Origin of the sequence: Streptococcus mitis, assembly GCA_001560895.1 — a bacterium.
Taxonomy (GTDB): Bacteria; Bacillota; Bacilli; order Lactobacillales; family Streptococcaceae; genus Streptococcus; species Streptococcus mitis_Q.
In genome coordinates this window covers 1679734-1700930 of sequence record CP014326.1, presented here as the reverse complement: position 1 = coordinate 1700930, position 21197 = coordinate 1679734, and the positions used below count along the sequence as shown (strand labels likewise).

17 protein-coding genes and 1 pseudogene are annotated in these 21197 nt (G+C 43.5%); 15 read left to right on the top strand and 3 right to left on the bottom strand.

Annotated elements, in window-relative coordinates:
* Nucleotides 1–147: 147 nt before the first annotated feature.
* The 12 genes from AXK38_08000 (at nucleotide 148) to AXK38_07945 (ending at nucleotide 14090) form a co-directional block, all read left to right on the top strand.
* Nucleotides 148–1761: a ribonuclease Y gene (locus tag AXK38_08000; GenBank protein AMH89186.1), complete on the top strand. Its 1614-nt coding sequence runs from the start codon at nucleotides 148–150 to the stop codon at nucleotides 1759–1761.
* Between the two features lie 137 nt (nucleotides 1762–1898).
* Complete coding sequence (locus AXK38_07995) at nucleotides 1899–2525, top strand: guanylate kinase (protein ID AMH89185.1); 627 nt, start codon at nucleotides 1899–1901, stop codon at nucleotides 2523–2525.
* Between the two features lie 24 nt (nucleotides 2526–2549).
* A complete protein-coding gene (locus AXK38_07990) occupies nucleotides 2550–2864 on the top strand; it encodes a DNA-directed RNA polymerase subunit omega (GenBank protein ID AMH89184.1) in 315 nt (104 codons plus the stop codon).
* A 65-nt stretch (nucleotides 2865–2929) separates the two neighbouring features.
* The gene (locus AXK38_07985) at nucleotides 2930–5326 is read left to right on the top strand and encodes a primosomal protein N' (GenBank protein AMH89183.1); all 2397 of its coding nucleotides are present in this window, start codon (nucleotides 2930–2932) and stop codon (nucleotides 5324–5326) included.
* 12 nt (nucleotides 5327–5338) lie between these two features.
* Complete coding sequence (locus AXK38_07980) at nucleotides 5339–6274, top strand: methionyl-tRNA formyltransferase (GenBank protein AMH89182.1); 936 nt, start codon at nucleotides 5339–5341, stop codon at nucleotides 6272–6274.
* Nucleotides 6267–7580: a 16S rRNA methyltransferase gene (locus AXK38_07975; protein ID AMH89671.1), complete on the top strand. Its 1314-nt coding sequence runs from the start codon at nucleotides 6267–6269 to the stop codon at nucleotides 7578–7580. Before AXK38_07980 ends, AXK38_07975 begins: the two co-directional genes overlap by 8 nt.
* Before the next feature lie 14 nt (nucleotides 7581–7594).
* The gene (locus tag AXK38_07970; protein AMH89181.1) at nucleotides 7595–8335 is read left to right on the top strand and encodes a protein phosphatase; all 741 of its coding nucleotides are present in this window, start codon (nucleotides 7595–7597) and stop codon (nucleotides 8333–8335) included.
* A complete protein-coding gene (locus AXK38_07965; GenBank protein ID AMH89180.1) occupies nucleotides 8332–10233 on the top strand; it encodes a serine/threonine protein kinase in 1902 nt (633 codons plus the stop codon). Before AXK38_07970 ends, AXK38_07965 begins: the two co-directional genes overlap by 4 nt.
* Before the next feature lie 88 nt (nucleotides 10234–10321).
* On the top strand, nucleotides 10322–11080 hold the full coding sequence (locus AXK38_07960; protein AMH89179.1) for a hypothetical protein: 759 nt from the start codon (nucleotides 10322–10324) through the stop codon (nucleotides 11078–11080).
* A 1-nt stretch (nucleotide 11081) separates the two neighbouring features.
* Nucleotides 11082–11531, top strand: coding sequence for a hypothetical protein (locus AXK38_07955; GenBank protein AMH89178.1), 450 nt, complete (start codon nucleotides 11082–11084; stop codon nucleotides 11529–11531).
* 112 nt (nucleotides 11532–11643) lie between these two features.
* Nucleotides 11644–12816 carry a hydroxymethylglutaryl-CoA synthase gene (locus AXK38_07950; protein AMH89177.1) on the top strand — a complete coding sequence of 391 codons (1173 nt, stop codon included), beginning with the start codon at nucleotides 11644–11646 and terminating at the stop codon, nucleotides 12814–12816.
* Nucleotides 12816–14090: a 3-hydroxy-3-methylglutaryl-CoA reductase gene (locus tag AXK38_07945; protein AMH89176.1), complete on the top strand. Its 1275-nt coding sequence runs from the start codon at nucleotides 12816–12818 to the stop codon at nucleotides 14088–14090. The genes AXK38_07950 and AXK38_07945 overlap by 1 nt, the downstream gene beginning before the upstream one ends.
* 232 nt (nucleotides 14091–14322) lie before the next feature.
* Here the strand turns inward: AXK38_07945 and AXK38_07940 are convergent, their stop codons facing one another.
* Entirely contained in the window at nucleotides 14323–15288 is a 966-nt protein-coding gene (locus AXK38_07940) for a LacI family transcriptional regulator (protein AMH89175.1), read from the bottom strand.
* On the bottom strand, nucleotides 15269–16723 hold the full coding sequence (locus AXK38_07935) for a sucrose-6-phosphate hydrolase (protein ID AMH89174.1): 1455 nt from the start codon (nucleotides 16721–16723) through the stop codon (nucleotides 15269–15271). The genes AXK38_07940 and AXK38_07935 overlap by 20 nt, the downstream gene beginning before the upstream one ends.
* A gap of 378 nt (nucleotides 16724–17101) precedes the next feature.
* On the opposite strand from AXK38_07935, the gene AXK38_07930 reads away from it, so the two are divergent.
* Nucleotides 17102–18988 (top strand): PTS beta-glucoside transporter subunit EIIBCA, encoded by a 1887-nt coding sequence (locus AXK38_07930; protein ID AMH89173.1) that lies wholly within the window; start codon nucleotides 17102–17104, stop codon nucleotides 18986–18988.
* Nucleotides 18989–19137: 149 nt separating this feature from the next.
* Nucleotides 19138–20025: a fructokinase gene (locus AXK38_07925; GenBank protein ID AMH89172.1), complete on the top strand. Its 888-nt coding sequence runs from the start codon at nucleotides 19138–19140 to the stop codon at nucleotides 20023–20025.
* 42 nt (nucleotides 20026–20067) lie between these two features.
* Here the strand turns inward: AXK38_07925 and AXK38_07920 are convergent, their stop codons facing one another.
* Nucleotides 20068–20685 (bottom strand): hypothetical protein, encoded by a 618-nt coding sequence (locus AXK38_07920; GenBank protein AMH89171.1) that lies wholly within the window; start codon nucleotides 20683–20685, stop codon nucleotides 20068–20070.
* A gap of 181 nt (nucleotides 20686–20866) precedes the next feature.
* Here AXK38_07920 and AXK38_07915 point away from each other — a divergent pair.
* Nucleotides 20867–21173, top strand: a pseudogene (locus tag AXK38_07915) (hypothetical protein).
* Nucleotides 21174–21197 lie beyond the last annotated feature (24 nt).

Below are 21197 nucleotides of genomic sequence, written 5' to 3'. Positions count from 1 at the left end.
AATAGAGATTACGCTAATAAATTATAGGTAATTAAACTCCAATTTCCCCAAAACATATTCTATTTTAGGTTTGTGAAAATCACTTTTTTATGGTAGAATGTAAAAGAATGTATGTCATTCGGAATAACAATAAAATGAGGTAAAAACATGGAAATCATGTCGCTTGCGATTGCTGTTTTTGCCGTCATCATTGGTTTAGTCATTGGATATGTCAGCATCTCAGCCAAGATGAAATCATCTCAGGAAGCTGCAGAGTTGATGCTTTTAAATGCTGAACAAGAAGCAACTAATTTACGTGGACAAGCTGAACGCGAAGCAGATTTACTTGTTAATGAAGCCAAGCGTGAAAGCAAGTCTCTTAAAAAAGAAGCACTATTGGAGGCCAAAGAAGAAGCCAGAAAATACCGTGAAGAAGTGGACGCTGAATTCAAATCAGAACGTCAAGAACTCAAACAAATCGAAAGTCGTTTGACAGAGAGAGCTACTAGCCTCGATCGTAAGGACGACAATTTGACGAGTAAAGAACAAACACTTGAACAAAAAGAACAAAGTATTTCTGATAGAGCGAAAAACCTTGATGCGCGTGAAGAGCAATTAGAGGAAGTCGAAAGACAAAAAGAAGCAGAGTTAGAGCGTATTGGTGCCCTGTCTCAGGCAGAAGCACGAGATATTATCTTGGCACAGACAGAGGAAAACTTGACCAAGGAGATTGCCAGTCGTATTCGTGAAGCTGAGCAAGAGATCAAGGAACGTTCTGACAAAATGGCCAAGGACATCTTGGTTCAAGCCATGCAACGTATCGCTGGTGAATATGTAGCGGAGTCAACAAACTCAACGGTTCATCTACCAGATGATACCATGAAGGGACGCATTATTGGTCGTGAAGGTCGTAACATTCGTACCTTTGAAAGTTTGACAGGGGTTGATGTCATTATCGACGATACGCCAGAAGTGGTGACCTTGTCAGGATTTGATCCGATTCGTCGTGAGATTGCTCGTATGACTATGGAAATGTTGCTCAAGGATGGTCGTATTCATCCAGCTCGCATCGAAGAGTTGGTTGAGAAAAACCGTCAAGAGATTGACAATAAAATCCGTGAATACGGTGAGGCCGCTGCCTATGAGATCGGTGCGCCGAACCTCCATCCAGACTTGATGAAGATTATGGGACGTTTGCAGTTCCGTACTTCATATGGACAAAATGTCTTGCGCCATTCGATTGAGGTTGCTAAGTTGGCTGGTATCATGGCGAGCGAACTTGGTGAAAATGCGGCTCTTGCCCGTCGTGCTGGCTTCCTTCACGACATTGGTAAAGCTATTGACCGTGAGGTTGAAGGTAGCCACGTTGAAATCGGTATGGAATTGGCACGTAAGTACAAGGAACATCCAGTTGTGGTCAATACGATTGCTAGTCACCATGGCGATGTTGAAGCTGAAAGTGTGATTGCAGTGATTGTTGCTGCAGCAGATGCCTTGAGCGCTGCCCGTCCGGGTGCTCGTAGTGAGTCTCTTGAGAGCTATATCAAGCGTCTTCATGATTTGGAAGAAATTGCCAATGGCTTTGAAGGAGTACAAACTAGCTTTGCCCTTCAAGCAGGACGTGAAATTCGCATCATGGTCAATCCAGGACAAATCAAGGACGACAAAGTCACAATCTTGGCTCACAAAGTTCGTGAGAAAATTGAAAATAATCTCGATTACCCAGGAAATATCAAGGTAACCGTGATCCGCGAGCTTCGTGCAGTAGATTATGCTAAATAAATAAGAAAGAGCAGTTGAAAAATTACTGCTTTTTTGTTACACTAGATAGAAAGACTGTAGAAGGATAGTTTGCGAAAATTGCTACTATCTGAAGGGAAATCTTATTTTATTTTCACAGACTGACTAAAGGAGACACAATGGCAGACCGAGGCTTACTAATCGTTTTTTCTGGTCCTTCAGGGGTTGGAAAAGGAACGGTTAGAAGAGAGATTTTTGAGAGTTCTGAAAACCAATTTCAATACTCTGTATCGATGACGACACGCGCACAACGTCCTGGAGAAGTGGACGGTGTTGACTATTTCTTCCGTACTCGTGAAGAGTTTGAAGAGCTGATTCGTCAAGGACAGATGTTGGAATACGCAGAATATGTCGGCAACTACTATGGAACTCCTCTGACCTATGTCAATGAAACCTTGGACAAGGGAATCGATGTTTTCCTTGAAATTGAAGTTCAGGGCGCTCTTCAGGTCAAGAAAAAGGTTCCAGATGCTGTCTTTATCTTCCTGACACCACCAGATTTGGATGAATTGCAAGATCGTTTGGTAGGTCGTGGAACAGACAGTGCAGAAGTGATTGCCCAACGAATCGAAAAAGCCAAGGAAGAAATTGCCCTCATGCGTGAGTATGATTATGCGATTGTCAACGATCAGGTGCCCCTAGCTGCTGAGCGTGTCAAACGTGTGATTGAAGCAGAACACTTCCGTGTGGATCGTGTCATTGGTCACTATCAGGAGATGTTACCAAAATCTCCAACTACCCGATAAAATTTAGAAAATAGGTACAAGCAAATGATGTTAAAACCCTCTATTGATACCTTGCTCGACAAGGTTCCTTCAAAATATTCACTCGTAATCTTGGAAGCAAAACGTGCCCACGAATTGGAAGCAGGTGCGCCAGCAACTCAAGGTTTCAAGTCTGAAAAATCAACTCTTCGCGCCTTAGAAGAAATCGAATCAGGAAACGTTACCATTCACCCAGATCCAGAAGGAAAACGTGAAGCAGTGCGTCGCCGTATCGAAGAAGAAAAACGTCGTAAAGAAGAAGAAGAAAAGAAAATTAAAGAGCAAATCGCTAAAGAAAAAGAAGATGGTGAAAAAATTTAAGGTTGGGGGGACTCAATCTTATTTTTTCTATTGCAAGAATGTACGGACAAGGAGGAGGTGAGAAGATGGCCATAGCCAAGATTATCGTAGATGTGCCCTTGATGCAGACAGACCAGCCCTATAGTTACAGGATTCCTGAGGAATTTGAGGGAATGCTGGAAGTTGGGATGCGGGTTCATGTGCCTTTTGGTAAGGGAAATCGCCTGATTCAAGGGATTGTTCTTGGTGTGGAGTCCCAATCAGATGAGGAAGAGATGGAGCAAGATTTAAAAGATATCGCTGAGGTGTTGGATTTTTCACCTGTTCTCACACAAGAACAACTCTGGCTGGCTGAGGAGTTACGCAAGTCCGTCTTTTCTTACAAAATTTCCATCCTCAAGGCTATGCTACCAGGATTTCTGAACTCCAGCTATGACAAGATTCTCTATCCTTTGGAAGGTCTGAGTCAGGAAGATCGAGAGAGTCTGTTTGGTTCAGAAGATTCGCTTGCCTTTTCTTCACTAGACCTTGCCAAACAAGCCGAAATGATGCGTTTGACTAGAAAAGGCCTGCTTGGTCTAGAATATCAGGCGATTGATCAAAAGAAGGTCAAGACCCAGTCCTGGTATGAGGTTGATCTTGCTCAATTAGAAGATGTTGAGATTTCCTCTCGTGCCAAGAAAAAGTTGGCACTGAGAGACTATTTGCTTTCTCATCCTGAGAGTTCTTCCTTGGCTAGTTTGTTAGAGTTCTACTCGCGGGAGCAAGTCAACTTCTTTGTGGAACAAGGTGCTGTGACCATAGTCCAAAAGGAAGTGCAACGTTCGGCTGCTTATTTTGAAGGGATTGAGGCAAGTCAGCCTTTGGAATTGAATCCAGAGCAAAGACAGGCGCGTGATGAGGTTGTCAGTGCTATTGGTAGTCATAAGCCTCCCTTCCTCCTTCAAGGGATTACAGGAAGTGGGAAGACGGAGGTTTACTTGCAGATTATCCAAGGGGCCTTGGACAAGGGCAAGACAGCTATTTTGCTGGTACCTGAGATTTCTTTGACTCCACAGATGACGGAGCGCTTTATAGCTCGTTTTGGTGAGAAAGTGGCCATTCTCCACTCAGGCCTGTCCAATGGTGAAAAGTATGATGAATGGCGCAAGGTAGAACGTGGCGATGCTCAAGTTGTTGTTGGTGCCAGATCCGCCATCTTTGCTCCGCTGAAAAATCTGGGTGTAATGATTATCGATGAGGAGCATGAAGCGACTTATAAGCAGGACAGCAATCCCCGTTACCATGCCAGAGAGGTGGCCATTTTACGGGCTCAGTATAATCAAGCAGCTTTGGTGCTTGGTTCAGCGACACCAAGTCTGGAAAGCCGTGCGCGAGCTGGAAAAGGCGTCTATCAACACTTACGTCTGACCCAACGTGCCAATCCTTTGGCTACCATTCCTGAGGTTCAAGTGATTGATTTTCGGGACTATATCGGACAAAACGAGACGTCAAACTTTACGCCCCCTTTGCTAGAAGCCATCCAAGACCGTCTGGCTAAAAAAGAGCAGGTGGTTCTCATGCTCAATCGCCGTGGTTATTCTAGCTTTGTCATGTGTCGGGAATGTGGGACGGTGGATACTTGTCCCAACTGTGATATTTCTCTGACCTTGCACATGGACACCAAGACAATGAATTGCCATTATTGTGGTTTTTTAAAGGACATTCCTCAGGCCTGTCCTAACTGTAAGAGTCGCAGTATTCGCTACTATGGAACAGGGACTCAAAAGGCTTATGACGAGCTAGCAGAACTCTTTCCCCAGGCACGTATTCTGCGCATGGATGTGGATACGACGCGCAAGAAAGGTAGTCACCAAGCTCTGCTTGACCAGTTTGGTCGAGGGGAAGCGGATATTTTACTAGGTACTCAGATGATTGCCAAGGGTTTGGATTTTCCCAATGTGACTTTGGTCGGGGTTCTCAATGCGGATACAGCTTTGAATCTGCCTGATTTCCGTTCTTCTGAGAGAACCTTCCAGCTCTTGACTCAGGTGGCAGGCCGGGCAGGCCGTGCTGAAAAAGCTGGTCAGGTTTTGATCCAGTCTTACAATCCGCAGCACTATGCTATTCGATTTGCCAAGGAACAGGACTACGAAGGCTTTTATGCCTATGAAATGGGAATCAGACGACAACTAGGCTATCCGCCTTACTATTTCACCATTGGTATTACCCTTTCTCACAAGAAAGAAGAAGAGGTGGTTAAACGTGCCTATGAAGTTATGAACATTTTGCGGTCAGGTTTGTCTGAAACCAGTAATATCCTTGGGCCGACGCCCAAACCCATCGCCCGTACCCACAACCTCTATCATTACCAGATTTTGATTAAATATCGTTTAGAAGATGAGCTTGGTCCGACCCTCAATAAGGTTCTGGCCTTGACTCAAGAACGAGAAAATAGTGAGCTCCGTCTCAGCATTGATCATGAGCCACAGCAATTTTTATAAGAAGGAGAAGATATGACAAAATTAATCTTTATGGGGACACCCGACTTTTCAGCAACAGTCTTAAAAGGACTTTTGACAGATGATCGTTACGAAATTCTAGCTGTTGTAACCCAGCCAGACCGTGCTGTTGGGCGTAAAAAAGTTATCCAAGAAACCCCAGTTAAACAAGCTGCCAAAGAGGCAGGACTTCCTATCTACCAACCTGAAAAACTATCTGGAAGTCCAGAGATGGAAACTATTATGCAGCTAGGAGCAGATGGAATTGTGACTGCTGCATTTGGGCAATTTCTTCCAAGTAAACTCCTTGATAGCATGGACTTTGCGGTCAATGTTCATGCTTCTCTTCTTCCTAAACATCGTGGTGGAGCGCCAATCCATTATGCCTTGATTCAAGATGATGAGGAAGCTGGTGTGACCATTATGGAAATGGTTAAGGAAATGGATGCAGGAGATATGATTTCTCGTCGCAGCATTCCGATTACGGATGAGGACAATGTCGGCACCTTGTTTGAGAAATTGGCGCTAGTTGGTCGTGATTTGCTTTTGGATACTTTGCCTGCCTACATTGCTGGTGACATCAAACCTGAACCACAGGATCCAAGTCAGGTTACTTTCTCGCCAAATATCAAGCCAGAAGAAGAAAAACTAGATTGGACTAAAAGCAATCGTCAACTCTTTAACCAAATCCGTGGGATGAACCCCTGGCCTGTTGCCCATACTTTCCTTAAGGGCGACCGCTTTAAGATTTATGAAGCACTACCAGTAGAAGGTCAGGGAAATCCAGGTGAGATTCTCTCTATTAGCAAGAAAGAATTGATTGTCGCAACGGCTCAAGGAGCTTTGTCTCTCAAACAAGTTCAGCCTGCTGGTAAGCCTAAGATGGACATTGCTTCCTTCCTCAACGGAGTTGGTCGTACATTAACTGTAGGAGAACGATTTGGTGACTAAAGTAGAAACGGCTAGAAGTTTAGCCCTAGCGGTATTAGAGGATGTTTTTATCAATCAAGCATACTCAAATATCGCCTTAAATAAGCATCTCAAAGGAAGTCAACTTTCAGCAGCAGACAAGGGCTTGGTGACCGAGCTGGTCTATGGAACGGTAGCCCGTAAACTGACTCTGGAATGGTACCTATCCCACTTTATTGAGGACAGAGACCAGTTAGACAGTTGGCTTTATGTCCTGCTCCTCATGAGTGCCTACCAACTTCGCTATTTGGATAAGATTCCAGACCATGCTGTGGTCAATGAAGCAGTGGAATTGGCCAAAGTCCGTAAAAAAGGCAGTGAAAAATTAGTCAACGCTGTTCTTCGTCGTATTCTGCGTGAAGGCTGGCCAGATATTGCCAGCATCAAGCGAAAAAACAAGCGTGATTCCCTTGCCTATTCTCTCCCAGTTTGGCTAGTTGCCAAACTCAAGGAAGAATACGGAGAGGAGCGAGCGAAGGCTATTTTTGAAAGTCTCTTGGTGCGTAACAAGGCCAGCATTCGTGTAACAGATCTAGGACGAAAAGAGGAAATCCAAGCCTTGTTGGAGGCCAGTGATTCATCCTTGTCTCCTTCTGGTCTGGTTAAGGAGCAGGGGCACTTTGCAGGCCATGATTTGTTTGCAGAAGGGGCTATAACCATCCAAGACGAGTCTAGTCAACTGGTTGCGCCAACTTTGAATTTGCAGGGAGATGAGCGAGTGCTTGATGCTTGTGCGGCTCCGGGTGGGAAAACAGCCCATATAGCCTCTTATCTTACGACAGGTCAGGTTACTGCTCTGGACTTGTATGACCATAAGTTGGACTTAATCCAAGAAAATGCCCAACGTTTGAGGGTCGCAGGACGGGTTCAAACGCAAAAATTGGATGCCAGAAAGGTGCATGAGTTTTTTGGTCAGAATTCCTTTGACAAGATTTTAGTGGATGCTCCCTGTTCAGGAATCGGTCTTCTGCGTCGCAAACCAGATATCAAATACAACAAAGAAACATCAGATTTCGCGTCCTTACAGGAAATTCAGCTAGAAATATTAGGTAGTGTTTGTCAAACACTACGCAAAGGTGGTATAATAACTTATAGTACCTGTACTATTGTCTCAGAGGAGAATTTTCAAGTCGTTGAGGCGTTTCTAGAAAGTCATCCCGAGTTCGAGCAGGTAAAACTAGAACATGAATGTAAGGATATCATGAAAGACGGCTGTATCCTCATTACACCTGAATTGTATGGAAGTGATGGATTCTTCATCAGTCAATTTCGCAAGATATCGGATTAGGAAGGAACTGACACATGGAAATTTCATTATTAACAGATGTTGGTCAGAAACGAACAAATAACCAAGACTATGTCAACCACTATGTCAATAGAGCTGGGCGTACCATGATTATTTTAGCTGATGGGATGGGAGGTCATCGCGCAGGGAATATCGCTAGTGAAATGGCGGTAACAGACCTAGGTATAGCTTGGGTCGATACCCAGATCGATACAGTCAATGAAGTGCGTGAATGGTTCGCCAATTACCTAGAAATTGAAAATCAAAAGATTCATCAACTCGGACAAGATGATGCCTATAAAGGAATGGGAACAACTCTAGAAGCTGTTGCTATTATTGGCAATCAGGCTATCTATGCTCATATTGGAGATTCTCGTATCGGTTTGATTCGTGGGGAAGAATACCACCAGTTAACGAGTGACCATTCTTTGGTCAATGAATTGCTTAAGGCAGGTCAATTGACACCAGAAGAAGCTGCTAGCCATCCACAGAAAAATATTATTACTCAATCTATCGGTCAAAAAGATGAAGTTCAACCTGATTTTGGAATGATTACCCTTGAGCCAGGTGACTATCTCTTGCTCAATAGTGATGGTTTGACTAACATGATTTCAGGCAGTGAGATTTGTGATATTGTAACCAGTGATATTCCTTTGGCAGATAAAACAGCGACGCTCGTGCGTTTTGCTAACAATGCAGGAGGTTTAGACAACATTACGGTTGCCCTTGTTTCTATGAACGAGGAGGATGCAGAATGATCCAAATCGGCAAGATTTTTGCCGGACGCTATCGGATTGTGAAACAGATTGGCCGAGGAGGCATGGCAGATGTCTATTTGGCCAAGGATTTAATTCTAGACGGAGAAGAAGTGGCAGTGAAGGTCCTGAGGACCAACTACCAGACGGACCCGATAGCTGTAGCTCGTTTTCAGCGTGAAGCGAGAGCTATGGCAGATCTAGACCATCCTCATATCGTTCGGATAACAGATATTGGTGAGGAAGACGGTCAACAGTATCTTGCAATGGAGTATGTTGCTGGACTGGACCTTAAACGCTATATCAAGGAACACTATCCTCTTTCTAATGAAGAAGCCGTCCGTATCATGGGACAAATCCTATTGGCTATGCGTTTGGCCCATACCAGAGGAATTGTTCACAGGGACTTGAAACCGCAAAATATCCTCTTGACACCAGATGGGACTGCCAAGGTCACAGACTTTGGGATTGCGGTCGCCTTTGCAGAGACGAGTCTGACCCAGACTAACTCTATGCTGGGTTCGGTTCATTACTTGTCACCAGAGCAGGCGCGTGGTTCGAAGGCGACTGTACAGAGTGATATCTATGCCATGGGGATTATTTTCTATGAGATGCTGACAGGCCATATCCCTTATGATGGGGATAGTGCGGTGACTATTGCCCTTCAGCATTTCCAGAAACCACTGCCGTCAGTTATTGATGAAAATCCGTCTGTGCCTCAGGCTTTGGAGAATGTTGTTATCAAGGCAACTGCCAAGAAATTGACAGATCGTTATCAGTCAGTTGCAGAGATGTATGTGGACTTGTCTAGTAGTTTGTCTTACAATCGTCGAAATGAGCCTAAACTGGTATTTAATGATACTACTAAGGCAGACACCAAGACTCTACCAAAGGTATCCCAGAGTACCTTGACCTCGATTCCTAAGGTGCAAACACAAAGTCCGAAGCCACAGACTGCGAAGCCGAGTCAGCAGGCTTCAGAAGACAATTACGCAAGCAAGCCTGTTAAGAAACGGAAATTTAGAGTTCGTTATATGATTTTGTTGGCCAGCATTGTATTGGTGGCAGCTTCTCTTGTTTGGATATTATCCAGAACTCCTGCAACCATTACCATTCCAGATGTGGCAGGTCAGACAGTTGCGGAGGCCAAGGAAACGCTCAAGAAAGCCAATTTTGAGATTGGCGAGGAGAAATCAGAGGCTAGTGAAAAGGTGGAAGAAGGGCGGATTATCCGTACAGATCCTGAAGCTGGAAAGACTCGAAAAGAAGGTTCGAAAATCAATTTGGTTGTCTCATCAGGCAAGCAATCCTTCCAATTGAGTAACTATATTGGCCGTAAATCGACAGATGTTATCGCAGAACTCAAGCAGAAGAAGGTTCCTGAAAATCTCATCAAGATTGAGGAAGAAGAATCAAGTGAGAGTGAAGCAGGAACTGTTCTCAGACAGAGTCCAGCTGCCGGAACAACCTATGATTTGAGCAAGGCCTCAACGATTACCCTAACCGTTGCTAAGAAAGTAACCAGCGTTGCCATGCCAAGTTATATAGGATCTAGTCTTGAATTTACTAAAAACAATCTCGTTCAAATTGTCGGTATTAAAGAAGCCAATATTGAAGTTGTAGAAGTGTCGACAGCTCCTGATGGAACTGCTGAGGGTACAGTCGTTGAACAGAGTCCAAAAGCGGGTGAAAAGGTTGATTTGACTAAGACGCGTGTCAAGATTTCAATCTATAAACCAAAAACACCGCCGTCAACGTCATCATCAGCACCAGCTCAACGTGGAAACCAAGGTTCTACTACAACACCAAGTCAGGGGAACCAACAAGGAAATCAACGAGGGAATGCACCTGCTACGACTCAATCAAGTAGTGAAGGCAACCACGAAAATTCTCGTGATTAAACGAATCTTTGTCATGATTTCATGGCAAAGATTTTTTTTGAGTCCGGATTTGTGATAGAATAGAGGGAGTTGATAAAAGGAGGCAAGCATGGAAGAATCAAGAGAATTAAATGCCGTCATCGATGTGATTATGCTAGCGGGGACCATTCTCCTTAAAAGTGGTTCAGAAATCCATCGTGTAGAAGATACCATGATTCGAATCGCGCATTCGCAGGGGATTGTGGATTGCAATGTCCTTGCCATGCCTGCCGCTATCTTTTTCTCCATTGAAAATACCAATATTTCGCGAATGAAACGCGTGACTTCCTCTTCTTATAATATTGAAAAAGTCTGTGATGTGAACCAGATTTCTCGTCAGTTGGTAGGAGGAAATCTTGATTTAGAGACAGCCTTCAAGCAATTGAAGGCCTTGCAAGCCCAGCCCCTTCCTTATACTAAGTTGCAGGTAACTTTAGCTGCGACCTTTAGTGCTCCTTTCTTTTCAATTATGTTTAGTGGAAATATCTACGACGCACTTGGGGCAGGAGTGGCCACCTTATTTGGTTTTGCCTTTTCCCTCTATGTGGAGAAGTTTATCCGAATTCCTTTTGTGACAGCCTTTGCTGGGGCCTTCGTCTTTGGGATGATTGCCCAGTTTTGGGCTCGCTATACAGGATTTCCTTCAACGGCAGATTTGATTATAGCCGGTGCGGTCATGCCTTTTGTACCAGGTATTGCCTTGACCAATGCGGTTCGGGATATTATGACCAACCACATAAACTCTGGTATGAGTAAGATGTTTGAATCTCTGCTCATTACCCTTGCTTTAGGTGCAGGAACTTCTGTCGCCTTGGTATTGATGAACTAATATGACACTAACAACCTTTTTACTACAAGCAGTAGCAAGTCTTCTTGCTATCATCACTTTTTTAATCGTACTCAATGTTCAGCGGTCTATGCTCTTACCAGGAGGGATTTTGGGCATGGCTGTCTGGCTAATTTATCTCTTGCTTAAGGAACCAACCAATGTTATTGTAGCTACCTTCATTGCCGCCATTATCGGTTCTTGTGTTAGTCAGATTTTAAGTATTCTTTACAAGACCCCTGCTGTGGTCTTTATCTTGGCCATTTTGGCACCCCTGGTTCCGGGATACCTTTCTTATCGGACAACTGCCTTTTTTGTGACAGGTGATTACAGTCACGCCATTGCTAGTGCAACCTTAGTTGTCATGTTGGCTTTGGTAATTTCCATTGGAATGGCTAGCGGAACAGTGATTCTCAGACTGTATTCCTACTTACGAAAACAGCAAAATCGTTAGACTAACAAGAGACTTGATTTGGTGAATCAAGTCTTTTTTCTCTCTTTTACTGCCATTTGTGATAAAATAGTATAGAACGATTTTTTACATGAATGATAAAACAGAGGTAAATATGACAATCGGTATTGATAAGATTGGTTTTGCAACCAGTCAATATGTCTTGAAATTACAAGACTTAGCAGAAGCGAGGGGAATTGACCCTGAAAAATTAAGCAAAGGACTCTTGCTCAAGGAATTGAGTATTGCTCCCCTAACTGAGGACATCGTGACCTTGGCGGCCGGTGCAAGTGACTCTATTTTAACTGAGCAAGAGAGAGCAGAAATTGACATGGTCATTGTGGCTACCGAGTCAGGAATTGACCAGAGTAAGGCTGCGGCCGTCTTTGTGCATGGCTTGCTGGGTATCCAGCCCTTTGCTCGTAGTTTCGAGATTAAAGAAGCCTGCTATGGAGCGACAGCTGCCCTTCATTATGCCAAATTGCATGTGGAAAATTCTCCAGAGTCCAAAGTTTTGGTTATTGCCAGTGATATTGCCAAATATGGTATTGAAACTCCGGGAGAACCAACTCAGGGTGCCGGAAGTGTGGCAATGTTGATTACACAAAATCCACGCATTATGGCCTTTAATAATGACAATGTAGCTCAGACTCGTGACATCATGGATTTTTGGCGTCCAAATTACTCAACAACCCCTTATGTGAATGGTGTTTATTCTACCCAACAATATTTGGATAGTTTGAAAACAACTTGGCTTGAATACCAAAAACGCTACCAGCTTACTTTGGATGATTTTGCGGCTGTATGCTTCCATTTGCCTTATCCGAAATTAGCACTAAAAGGCTTGAAAAAAATCATGGATAAGAGCCTGCCCCAAGAGAAAAAAGACCTCTTGCAAAAGCATTTTGACCAGTCTATTCTCTACAGTCAAAAAGTGGGGAATATCTATACAGGTTCCCTCTTCCTAGGACTCTTGTCTCTCTTGGAAAATACAGATAGCTTGAAGGCTGGGGATAAAATTGCCCTTTATAGTTACGGAAGTGGTGCTGTTGCTGAGTTCTTCAGTGGTGAATTGGTTGAAGGATATGAAGCTTATCTGGATAAAGACCGCTTGAACAAGCTCAACCAACGAACTGCCCTATCCGTAGCTGACTATGAAAAAGTCTTCTTTGAGGAAGTGGACTTGGATGAAACAAACTCTGCCCAGTTTGCTGGTTATGAAAATCAAGAGTTTGCCTTGGTTGAAATTGTGGACCACCAACGCCGTTATAGCAAGGTTGAAAAATAATGAAGATAAGTTGGAATGGATTTTCTAAAAAATCATACCAAGAGCGCCTCGAGCTGTTACAAGCTCAGGCGCTCCTTAGTCCTGAGAGACAAGCTAGTTTGGAGCAGGATGAACAAATTAGTGTGACTGTCGCAGACCAGCTGAGTGAGAATGTAGTAGGAACTTTTTCTCTGCCTTATTCGCTGGTTCCAGAGGTTCTTGTCAATGGTCAGGAATACACAATTCCCTATGTGACGGAAGAGCCGTCAGTGGTTGCTGCGGCCAGCTATGCAAGTAAAATCATCAAGCGTGCAGGCGGTTTTACTGCACAAGTCCATGAGCGTCAGATGATTGGTCAGGTAGCTCTTTATCAAGTTGCTGATCCTGAACAAGCGCAGGAGAAGATCACCAGCAAGAAAGCAGAACTCTTAGAACTTGCTAATCAAGCCTATCCTTCTATCGTTAAACGCGGAGGCGGGGCGCGTGATTTGCATGTAGAGCAGATTAAAGGCGAAACAGACTTCCTCGTTGTTTATCTCCATGTCGATACGCAGGAAGCCATGGGAGCAAATATGCTCAATACCATGCTGGAAGCCTTGAAGCCAGTCGTAGAAGAACTCAGTCAGGGACAGAGTCTCATGGGTATTCTGTCTAACTACGCGACCGATTCTTTGGTTACTGCAAGTTGTCGCATCGCCTTTCGCTATTTGAGCCGTCAAAAGGATCAAGGACGAGAAATTGCAGAGAAAATTGCTTTGGCGAGCCAATTTGCGCAAGCTGATCCTTATCGAGCAGCTACCCACAATAAAGGGATTTTTAATGGTATTGATGCCGTTTTGATTGCAACTGGTAATGACTGGCGTGCTATTGAGGCAGGAGCCCATGCCTTTGCTAGTAGAGAAGGACACTATCAAGGTCTTAGTCAATGGACACTGGACCTTGAAAGAGAAGAATTGGTCGGTGAGGTGACCCTGCCCATGCCTGTAGCGACCAAAGGCGGCTCTATCGGCCTCAACCCTCGTGTAGCCCTCAGTCATGAATTACTAGGAAATCCTTCTGCTAAAGAATTAGCTCAGATTATCGTGTCTATCGGTCTCGCCCAAAACTTTGCGGCCCTCAAAGCCTTGGTGAGTACAGGAATTCAGCAAGGTCACATGAAATTGCAGGCCAAATCCTTGGCTCTCCTAGCAGGTGCTAGTGAATCCGAGGTTGCTCCCCTAGTCGAGCGCCTCATCGCAGATAAAACCTTTAACCTAGAGATAGCCCAGCGCTACCTAGAAAATTTAAGATCATAAAAAACTCAGACGGATCGGTCTGAGTTTTCTTGTGCTTATACTCAATGAAAATCAAAGAGCAAACTAGGAAGCTAGCCGCAAGCTGCTCAAAGCACTGCTTTGAGGTTGTAGATAAGACTGACGAAGCCAGCTCAAAACACTGTTTTGAGGTTGTGGATAGAACTGACGAAGTCAGTAACCATATCTACGGTAAGGCGACGCTGAAGTGGTTTGAAGAGATTTTCATTGAGTATCAAATACTTTTTCCTGGTAATAGGGTGACTGGTAAGAAGTAACCGGTTGTTGCGACTTCCTTGCCTTCGATCTTTTGTAATAGGAGGTCAACGGTGAGTTGAGCAATCTCTTGCATAGGTTGCTTAATCGTTGTTAAATGAGGGTAGTAATTCTCGATAAAGTAAGTCCCATCATAGCCGATGACTTTGAGATCTTCTGGGACAGAGATTCCCAGTTCTTGAGCAATTTTAATGACCAGAATGGCAGTCAAATCATCCGAAGCAAAGATGGCATCAGGCTTTTGTCGGGTCAAGATATTCTTGATTTCCATTTCTTTTCTGACAGGAGAAAAGTCACTGGAAACATTGATAATAGGAGCTTTTGGGAGTACGGATGCAAAACCAGCGTGGCGCAGTCCAGTTGGCGAATTAGAATTGTCATTTCCTGTAATCATGATGATAGACTGGGCGCCTGTCTTAACCAAGGTCTGGGCAGCAAGGACCCCGCCAGCATAGTTGTCAGAGGAAACGACAGGGATGTCTGGTGATAAGTTTCGGTCAAAGGAAATAATCGGTGCGGTCACACGATTGTAGTCTTCGATTCCCAAGTTATGACTACCAGAAATGATACCGTCGACCTGATTGGCCTCCAGCATTTCGATGTACTCCCGTTCCTTTTCAGAATCGTGCTCGCTGTTACATATGATGGTCTTGTAACCATTCTTAAAGAGTTGGTGTTCCAACTTATCAATCAATTCTGCATAGAAAACATTGGAAATATTTGGGAAAATCAAGCCGATTAACTTAGCTGATTTTCCTTGCAGACTACGAGCCAGGTTGTTGGGCTTATAGCCCAATTCTCGCATGGCTTCATTTACCTTTTGAATGGTTTTCTCAGAGAGATAGCCTTTTTTATTGATAACCCTAGAAACGGTAGTAGGGCTGACACCTGCAAGTTTTGCGACATCAGTTAGTTTTGCGACCATAATCTAATTCATAGTAAGTTCCAGTTGGGTTTCCAGATTTGATCAGGATACCATTTTGGCCTGCATGTGGGAAGACACGACCAGAAAATACTTTTTCTCCTTTATTGATGAAAATTTCAAAGACAGAGTTATCGATGAAAATTGTAGCAGTAGTAGCCTGGTTATCGATTGGACAAGAACGCGTTGTCCCAAATTCTTGAGCGTACTGTTCACCAGCCTGGCTACGATCCACTGTCACTTGACCATTTACAAGGTCAAAGTTGATTGCAAGTCCCTTGCCTTCTTGATCAGCTAGTAAGACAATCTCGCTCTGGCTATTGGCTTCCAAGTTGAGTTCAAGTTCATAGGTGTTCTTTGTTTGAGCACGGTTTGAGAAGGCTTCTTCAGACGCACGAAGGTCCTTGATCGCTGAGACTGGGTATTGGTAGAGTTTACCGTCTTTGATAGTGAGTTCTTTGACCAAAGAGAAGGTTCCTTGGTGGTCAAAACGGTCAGATGGATAAGAAACATCTGGTAAACCAAGCCAGCTAACTGCTAGAGCACGCCCATCAGGAGAGTTGAAGGCTTGAGTTGCATAGGCTTCGAAACCATAGTCCATGTTTTGAAGTTTAGACACATCTACCATTTTGGCATTTTCAGGGTCAAAGGAAGCCCCAATCTTATACATATTTGGATAGATATTATCGTAGTCTAGAACTTTCTTATCTAAACCTTGTGGGCAGTAGAGAAGGACAGGTTGCTCCCCGACAAAGACAAGATTTGGGCATTCCATCATGTAGGCAGTACGGTCGTTAGCAAAGTCAAGGTCACCCACCTCTTGCCAGTTTGTATAGTCATTATCTACAGCCTTGTAGAGACGGACGAAGCCTTTTTTCTCCAAGTCCTGTCCACCGACGATAGCATAGTATTGACCTTTGAAGTTGAAAATTTGCGGATCGCGGAAGTGGTCAGTAGAATCAGCTGGCTGGTCAATCAAGATTTCGTCAATCTTGGTAATCTTGCCTTCTTTATCCATCAAAGCCCCAATCTGATATGGGTGACGGATCCAGTTTTCATCACGAACATTTCCCGTATAAAATAGGAACAAGTTATCGCCAAACTGCATGGCAGAACCAGAGTAGGCACCGTGGCTGTCTAATGGAGTATCAGGCAAAACTTTGACTCCGGTTTCTGTGAAGTGAACCAAGTCCTCACTTTCCAATTGCACCCAAGATTTCAAACCGTGGGCTGCACCAAAAGGAAAGTTCTGATAAAAAACAATCCACTTTCCATCAAAGTAAGAAAAGCCATTTGGGTCGTTGAGAAGTCCTGTTTTTGGCTCAACATGGTAATGAGTATGCCATGGAGATTGTGCCATATTTTCTTCTATATGTTGAATTTCTTCTTGCGTCCAATCTTGATAAAGTCTGTAACGACGCTCAGTTGTCCATTCCATTCATTCATTCCTCCAAAAATCTTATCACTTTTAATAGTAACCGTTTTCGGTTAAAAAAGCAAGTCTTTTATGTTAAAAAAGAGAAAAAACTGTCAAACGATTGTCATAAAATAAAATCAGAAAATCAATCGAATTTTCACGGAAATATGAAAGATAATGAAATAAAACCCTTTTAACCAAGATTTTAAACTTGTTTTTTAAGGAATACCTGATAAAACAGTCAAAAACAATCAATCTAAAGCGAGCCAACTAAGTTGATAGAATATTTTTTCTGCAAAACGCTTGACATATTTCTAAAACATGATAAAATAATAGTCGTAGGGCGAATAAAATCGCTTTCAAACAAGAACAAAATTTTATATAAGGAGATTTTTGCAAATGAACAATCAGGAAATTGCAAAAAAAGTCATCGATGCCTTGGGCGGACGTGAAAATGTCAACAGTGTAGCTCACTGTGCGACTCGTCTTCGTGTCATGGTCAAAGATGAAGGAAAAATTAATAAAGAAGTGATTGAGAACTTGGAAAAAGTTCAAGGTGCTTTCTTTAACTCAGGTCAATACCAAATCATCTTTGGTACAGGTACAGTTAATAAAATGTACGATGAAGTTGTTGCACTTGGTTTGCCAACATCATCTAAAGATGACATGAAAGCAGAAGCTGCTAAACAAGGGAACTGGTTCCAACGTGCTATCCGTACTTTCGGTGACGTTTTCGTTCCAATCATCCCAGTTATCGTAGCGACAGGTCTCTTCATGGGTGTGCGTGGTCTCTTGACTGCTCTTGGAATGACACTTCCAGCTGACGTGACAACTTATACTCAAATCTTGACAGATACAGCCTTCATCATCTTGCCAGGTTTGGTTGTGTGGTCAACCTTCCGTGTATTCGGTGGAAATCCAGCCGTTGGTATCGTTCTTGGTATGATGCTTGTTTCTGGCTCACTTCCAAACGCTTGGGCAGTCGCTTCAGGTGGTGAAGTAACAGCTATGAACTTCTTTGGTTTCATTCCTGTTGTTGGTTTGCAAGGTTCTGTTCTTCCAGCCTTCATCATCGGGGTTGTCGGAGCTAAATTTGAAAAAGCTGTCCGCAAGGTTGTTCCAGATGTGATTGACCTCTTGGTAACACCATTCGTGACACTTTTGGTTATGTCTATCCTTGGACTCTTTGTCATCGGACCAGTCTTCCACGTTGTTGAAAACTACATTCTTATCGCTACAAAAGCGATCCTCAGCATGCCATTTGGTCTTGGTGGTTTCTTGATTGGTGGGGTTCACCAATTGATCGTCGTGTCAGGTGTGCACCATATCTTCAACTTGCTTGAAGTTCAATTGCTTGCTGCTGACCATGCTAACCCATTCAACGCTATCATCACTGCGGCTATGACAGCTCAAGGTGCTGCAACAGTTGCGGTTGGTGTTAAAACTAAAAATCCAAAACTAAAAACACTTGCTTTCCCAGCTGCTCTTTCTGCCTTCCTCGGTATTACAGAGCCTGCTATCTTCGGGGTGAACTTGCGCTTCCGTAAGCCATTCTTCCTTTCATTGATTGCTGGTGCAATCGGTGGTGGATTGGCTTCTATCCTTGGACTTGCTGGTACTGGTAATGGTATCACAATTATCCCAGGTACAATGCTTTACATCGGTAACGGACAACTTGCCCAATACCTTCTTATGGTAGCTGTATCATTCGTTCTTGGTTTCGCTCTTACTTATATGTTTGGTTATGAGGATGAAAAAGAAGTTGCTACTGAAGTAGAGACAGAACGTTTGGTCCAAGAAGAAACAACTGGTAACATTCCAGCAGCTCTTCAAAATGAAACACTTGTAACCCCTATTGTTGGTGACGTTGTCGCTCTTGCCGATGTTAATGACCCAGTCTTCTCAAGTGGAGCTATGGGACAAGGTATCGCTGTGAAACCAAGTCAAGGTGTAGTATATGCACCAGCTGATGCTGAAGTCTCAATTGCCTTTCCAACAGGACACGCTTTTGGTTTGAAAACAACTGATGGTGCTGAAGTTTTGATCCACGTTGGTATTGACACTGTATCTATGAATGGCGAAGGTTTTGAAGCAAAAGTTGCACAAGGTGATAAGGTTAAAGCGGGCGATGTTCTTGGAACCTTTGACTCAAATAAAATTGCTGCAGCTGGACTTGATGATACAACAATGGTTATCGTTACAAATACAGCTGACTACGCTTCAGTAGCTCCAGTCGCAACAGGTTCAGTTGCGAAGGGGGATGCTGTGATCGAAGTGAAAATCTAATCAATCCTCTCTAATGTGAAAACGAACAAATGACATGTTTGTTCGTTTTTGCTTGAATGGTAAGATTTACAGAGGAAAATCTAAAAAATAGAGAAATTTAGCCTTTCGAAATATGCTATAATAAAGAAAATAAAAACAAGAGGTTTATCATGACAAAATTATATGGAAGCTTGGAAGCGGGCGGTACAAAGTTTGTTTGTGCTGTCGGTGATGAAAACTTTAACGTTGTGGAAAAAACACAATTTCCAACAACAACTCCAATCGAAACAATCGATAAAACCATCGAGTTCTTCTCAAAATTCGATAACCTTGCTGGTCTTGCAGTTGGTTCATTTGGTCCGATTGATATTGATAAAAACTCAAAAACTTATGGCTTTATCACGACGACTCCAAAACCAAACTGGGCAAATGTGGACTTGCTTGGTGCCCTTCGTCGCGCTCTAAACGTGCCAATGTACTTCACTACAGACGTAAACAGCTCTGCTTATGGTGAAGTGGTTGCCCGTAACAATGCTGGTGGCCGTATCGAAAACTTGGTTTATTACACAATCGGTACAGGTATCGGTGCAGGTGTCATCCAACGTGGCGAGTTTATCGGTGGTGTGGGTCACCCTGAGATGGGTCACTACTATGTGGCTAGACACCCAATGGATATTGAAAAAGAGTTTAAGGGCGTTTGTCCTTTCCATAAGGGATGTTTGGAAGGCTATGCAGCTGGTCCAAGTTTGGAAGCTCGTACAGGTGTTCGTGGGGAAAATATTGAACTCAATAACCCTGTTTGGGATGTTCAAGCCTACTATATCGCTCAAGCTGCGGTTAATGCGACAGTGACTTTCCGCCCAGACGTGATTGTCTTTGGTGGAGGAGTCATGGCTCAACAACACATGCTGGATCGTGTCCGTGAGAAATTTACATCTCTTCTCAATGGTTACCTACCAGTACCAGATGTGCGTGAATACATCGTGACACCAGCAGTCGCAGGAAATGGTTCTGCTACACTTGGGAACTTTGTTCTTGCAAAAGAAGTTTCAAAATAAAGCACAAAATCCGCTTGGGAAACCAAACGGATTTTTTACATGTCAAAGCATTTGCCAGAAAAAGTCGATAATATAGGTCAGACCGTAGGTATAAACCACGAGAGTAAAGGGCTTGGTCAGAATGATGATGGTCATATAGCGCTTGAAGCTCATCTTGGTCAAGGCAGCCAGCATACAGAGAAAGTCAGCTGGACTAATGGGCCAAATCATCATAAAGATAAAGAAACGGTCAAAACGATTGCCCTTATCCAACCAACCGATATACTTGTCATAGGTGCGCTTGCTGACGACAGACTGGACAAAGGCAGCTCCGTAGAGGCGCACCAGATAAAAGATAATGGCACAGCCAATCACGATGCCGATATAGTTGTAGATAGTCCCGATGATGTGACCATAGATAAAGACCCCAGCTACTGAGGTCAAGGCTCCTGGAATGATAGGGACGACCGTCTGTAAAATCTGTAAAAAGATAAAGAGAGGTGGCCCCCAGATACCTGCCTGCTGGATAAAGGCAGAGAGGGTTTCCTTAGACTGTAAAACCCCAGCCTGATAAGCCCAAATACAGAAAATCAAACTCCCAACCCCACCGACAATTGATGAGATGTTGATAACTTGCTGCAAAAGGGGAGAAACAGCTTTCATTTGTTTATCCTGTGACATGTGAACTCCTCATAGATAGTATAACTCTACTATACCATATTTTGGAGGAGAAAGGGCGAATGAGTCTTTTTGATGAGGAATGGATAGGAAGATAGGCTTTCGAAACTTATAATAGGTCTATTCTCTAAAATTTACATGCATTCTAGGTTTAGAACAACCGTGTTTCCATAAATTTAAAAGTATTCTGCTGCTGACGGCGGTGGTCAATGCTCAAGAGGAATATAATCAAGTGGAGAGTAAGGCGCGTGCTTCTAAGTCTGCCAAGGAAGTTGGCAAGACTAGACAACTCCGTACCGAACTTTCAACTATCTATGGACCTTTTTATACGCTATACCGCAGCCAGTGCAGAAGTCTATCCTGAAAAAGAACACCTAGCCAAACTTCTCAAGGACCTCAATACAATCCGAGACAGTAAGCGATGCTTGAGTGGTCTAAGTAAGAAGGAGAAAAAAGTGAAAGTAGAAGAAGCGATACAAGTAGCAGGATAAAATTTTTTAGTAGATTCGTGCTAT

Bases quoted from the DNA above. Each gene is read 5' to 3' on its own strand.
- AXK38_08000 (AMH89186.1), top strand. From the start codon at position 148: ATGGAAATCATGTCGCTTGCGATTGCTGTTTTTGCCGTCATCATTGGT.
- AXK38_07995 (AMH89185.1), top strand. From the start codon at position 1,899: ATGGCAGACCGAGGCTTACTAATCGTTTTTTCTGGTCCTTCAGGGGTT.
- AXK38_07990 (AMH89184.1), top strand. From the start codon at position 2,550: ATGATGTTAAAACCCTCTATTGATACCTTGCTCGACAAGGTTCCTTCA.
- AXK38_07985 (AMH89183.1), top strand. From the start codon at position 2,930: ATGGCCATAGCCAAGATTATCGTAGATGTGCCCTTGATGCAGACAGAC.
- AXK38_07980 (AMH89182.1), top strand. From the start codon at position 5,339: ATGACAAAATTAATCTTTATGGGGACACCCGACTTTTCAGCAACAGTC.
- AXK38_07970 (AMH89181.1), top strand. From the start codon at position 7,595: ATGGAAATTTCATTATTAACAGATGTTGGTCAGAAACGAACAAATAAC.
- AXK38_07965 (AMH89180.1), top strand. From the start codon at position 8,332: ATGATCCAAATCGGCAAGATTTTTGCCGGACGCTATCGGATTGTGAAA.
- AXK38_07960 (AMH89179.1), top strand. From the start codon at position 10,322: ATGGAAGAATCAAGAGAATTAAATGCCGTCATCGATGTGATTATGCTA.
- AXK38_07955 (AMH89178.1), top strand. From the start codon at position 11,082: ATGACACTAACAACCTTTTTACTACAAGCAGTAGCAAGTCTTCTTGCT.
- AXK38_07950 (AMH89177.1), top strand. From the start codon at position 11,644: ATGACAATCGGTATTGATAAGATTGGTTTTGCAACCAGTCAATATGTC.
- AXK38_07945 (AMH89176.1), top strand. From the start codon at position 12,816: ATGAAGATAAGTTGGAATGGATTTTCTAAAAAATCATACCAAGAGCGC.
- AXK38_07940 (AMH89175.1), bottom strand. From the start codon at position 15,288: ATGGTCGCAAAACTAACTGATGTCGCAAAACTTGCAGGTGTCAGCCCT.
- AXK38_07935 (AMH89174.1), bottom strand. From the start codon at position 16,723: ATGGAATGGACAACTGAGCGTCGTTACAGACTTTATCAAGATTGGACG.
- AXK38_07930 (AMH89173.1), top strand. From the start codon at position 17,102: ATGAACAATCAGGAAATTGCAAAAAAAGTCATCGATGCCTTGGGCGGA.
- AXK38_07925 (AMH89172.1), top strand. From the start codon at position 19,138: ATGACAAAATTATATGGAAGCTTGGAAGCGGGCGGTACAAAGTTTGTT.
- AXK38_07920 (AMH89171.1), bottom strand. From the start codon at position 20,685: ATGTCACAGGATAAACAAATGAAAGCTGTTTCTCCCCTTTTGCAGCAA.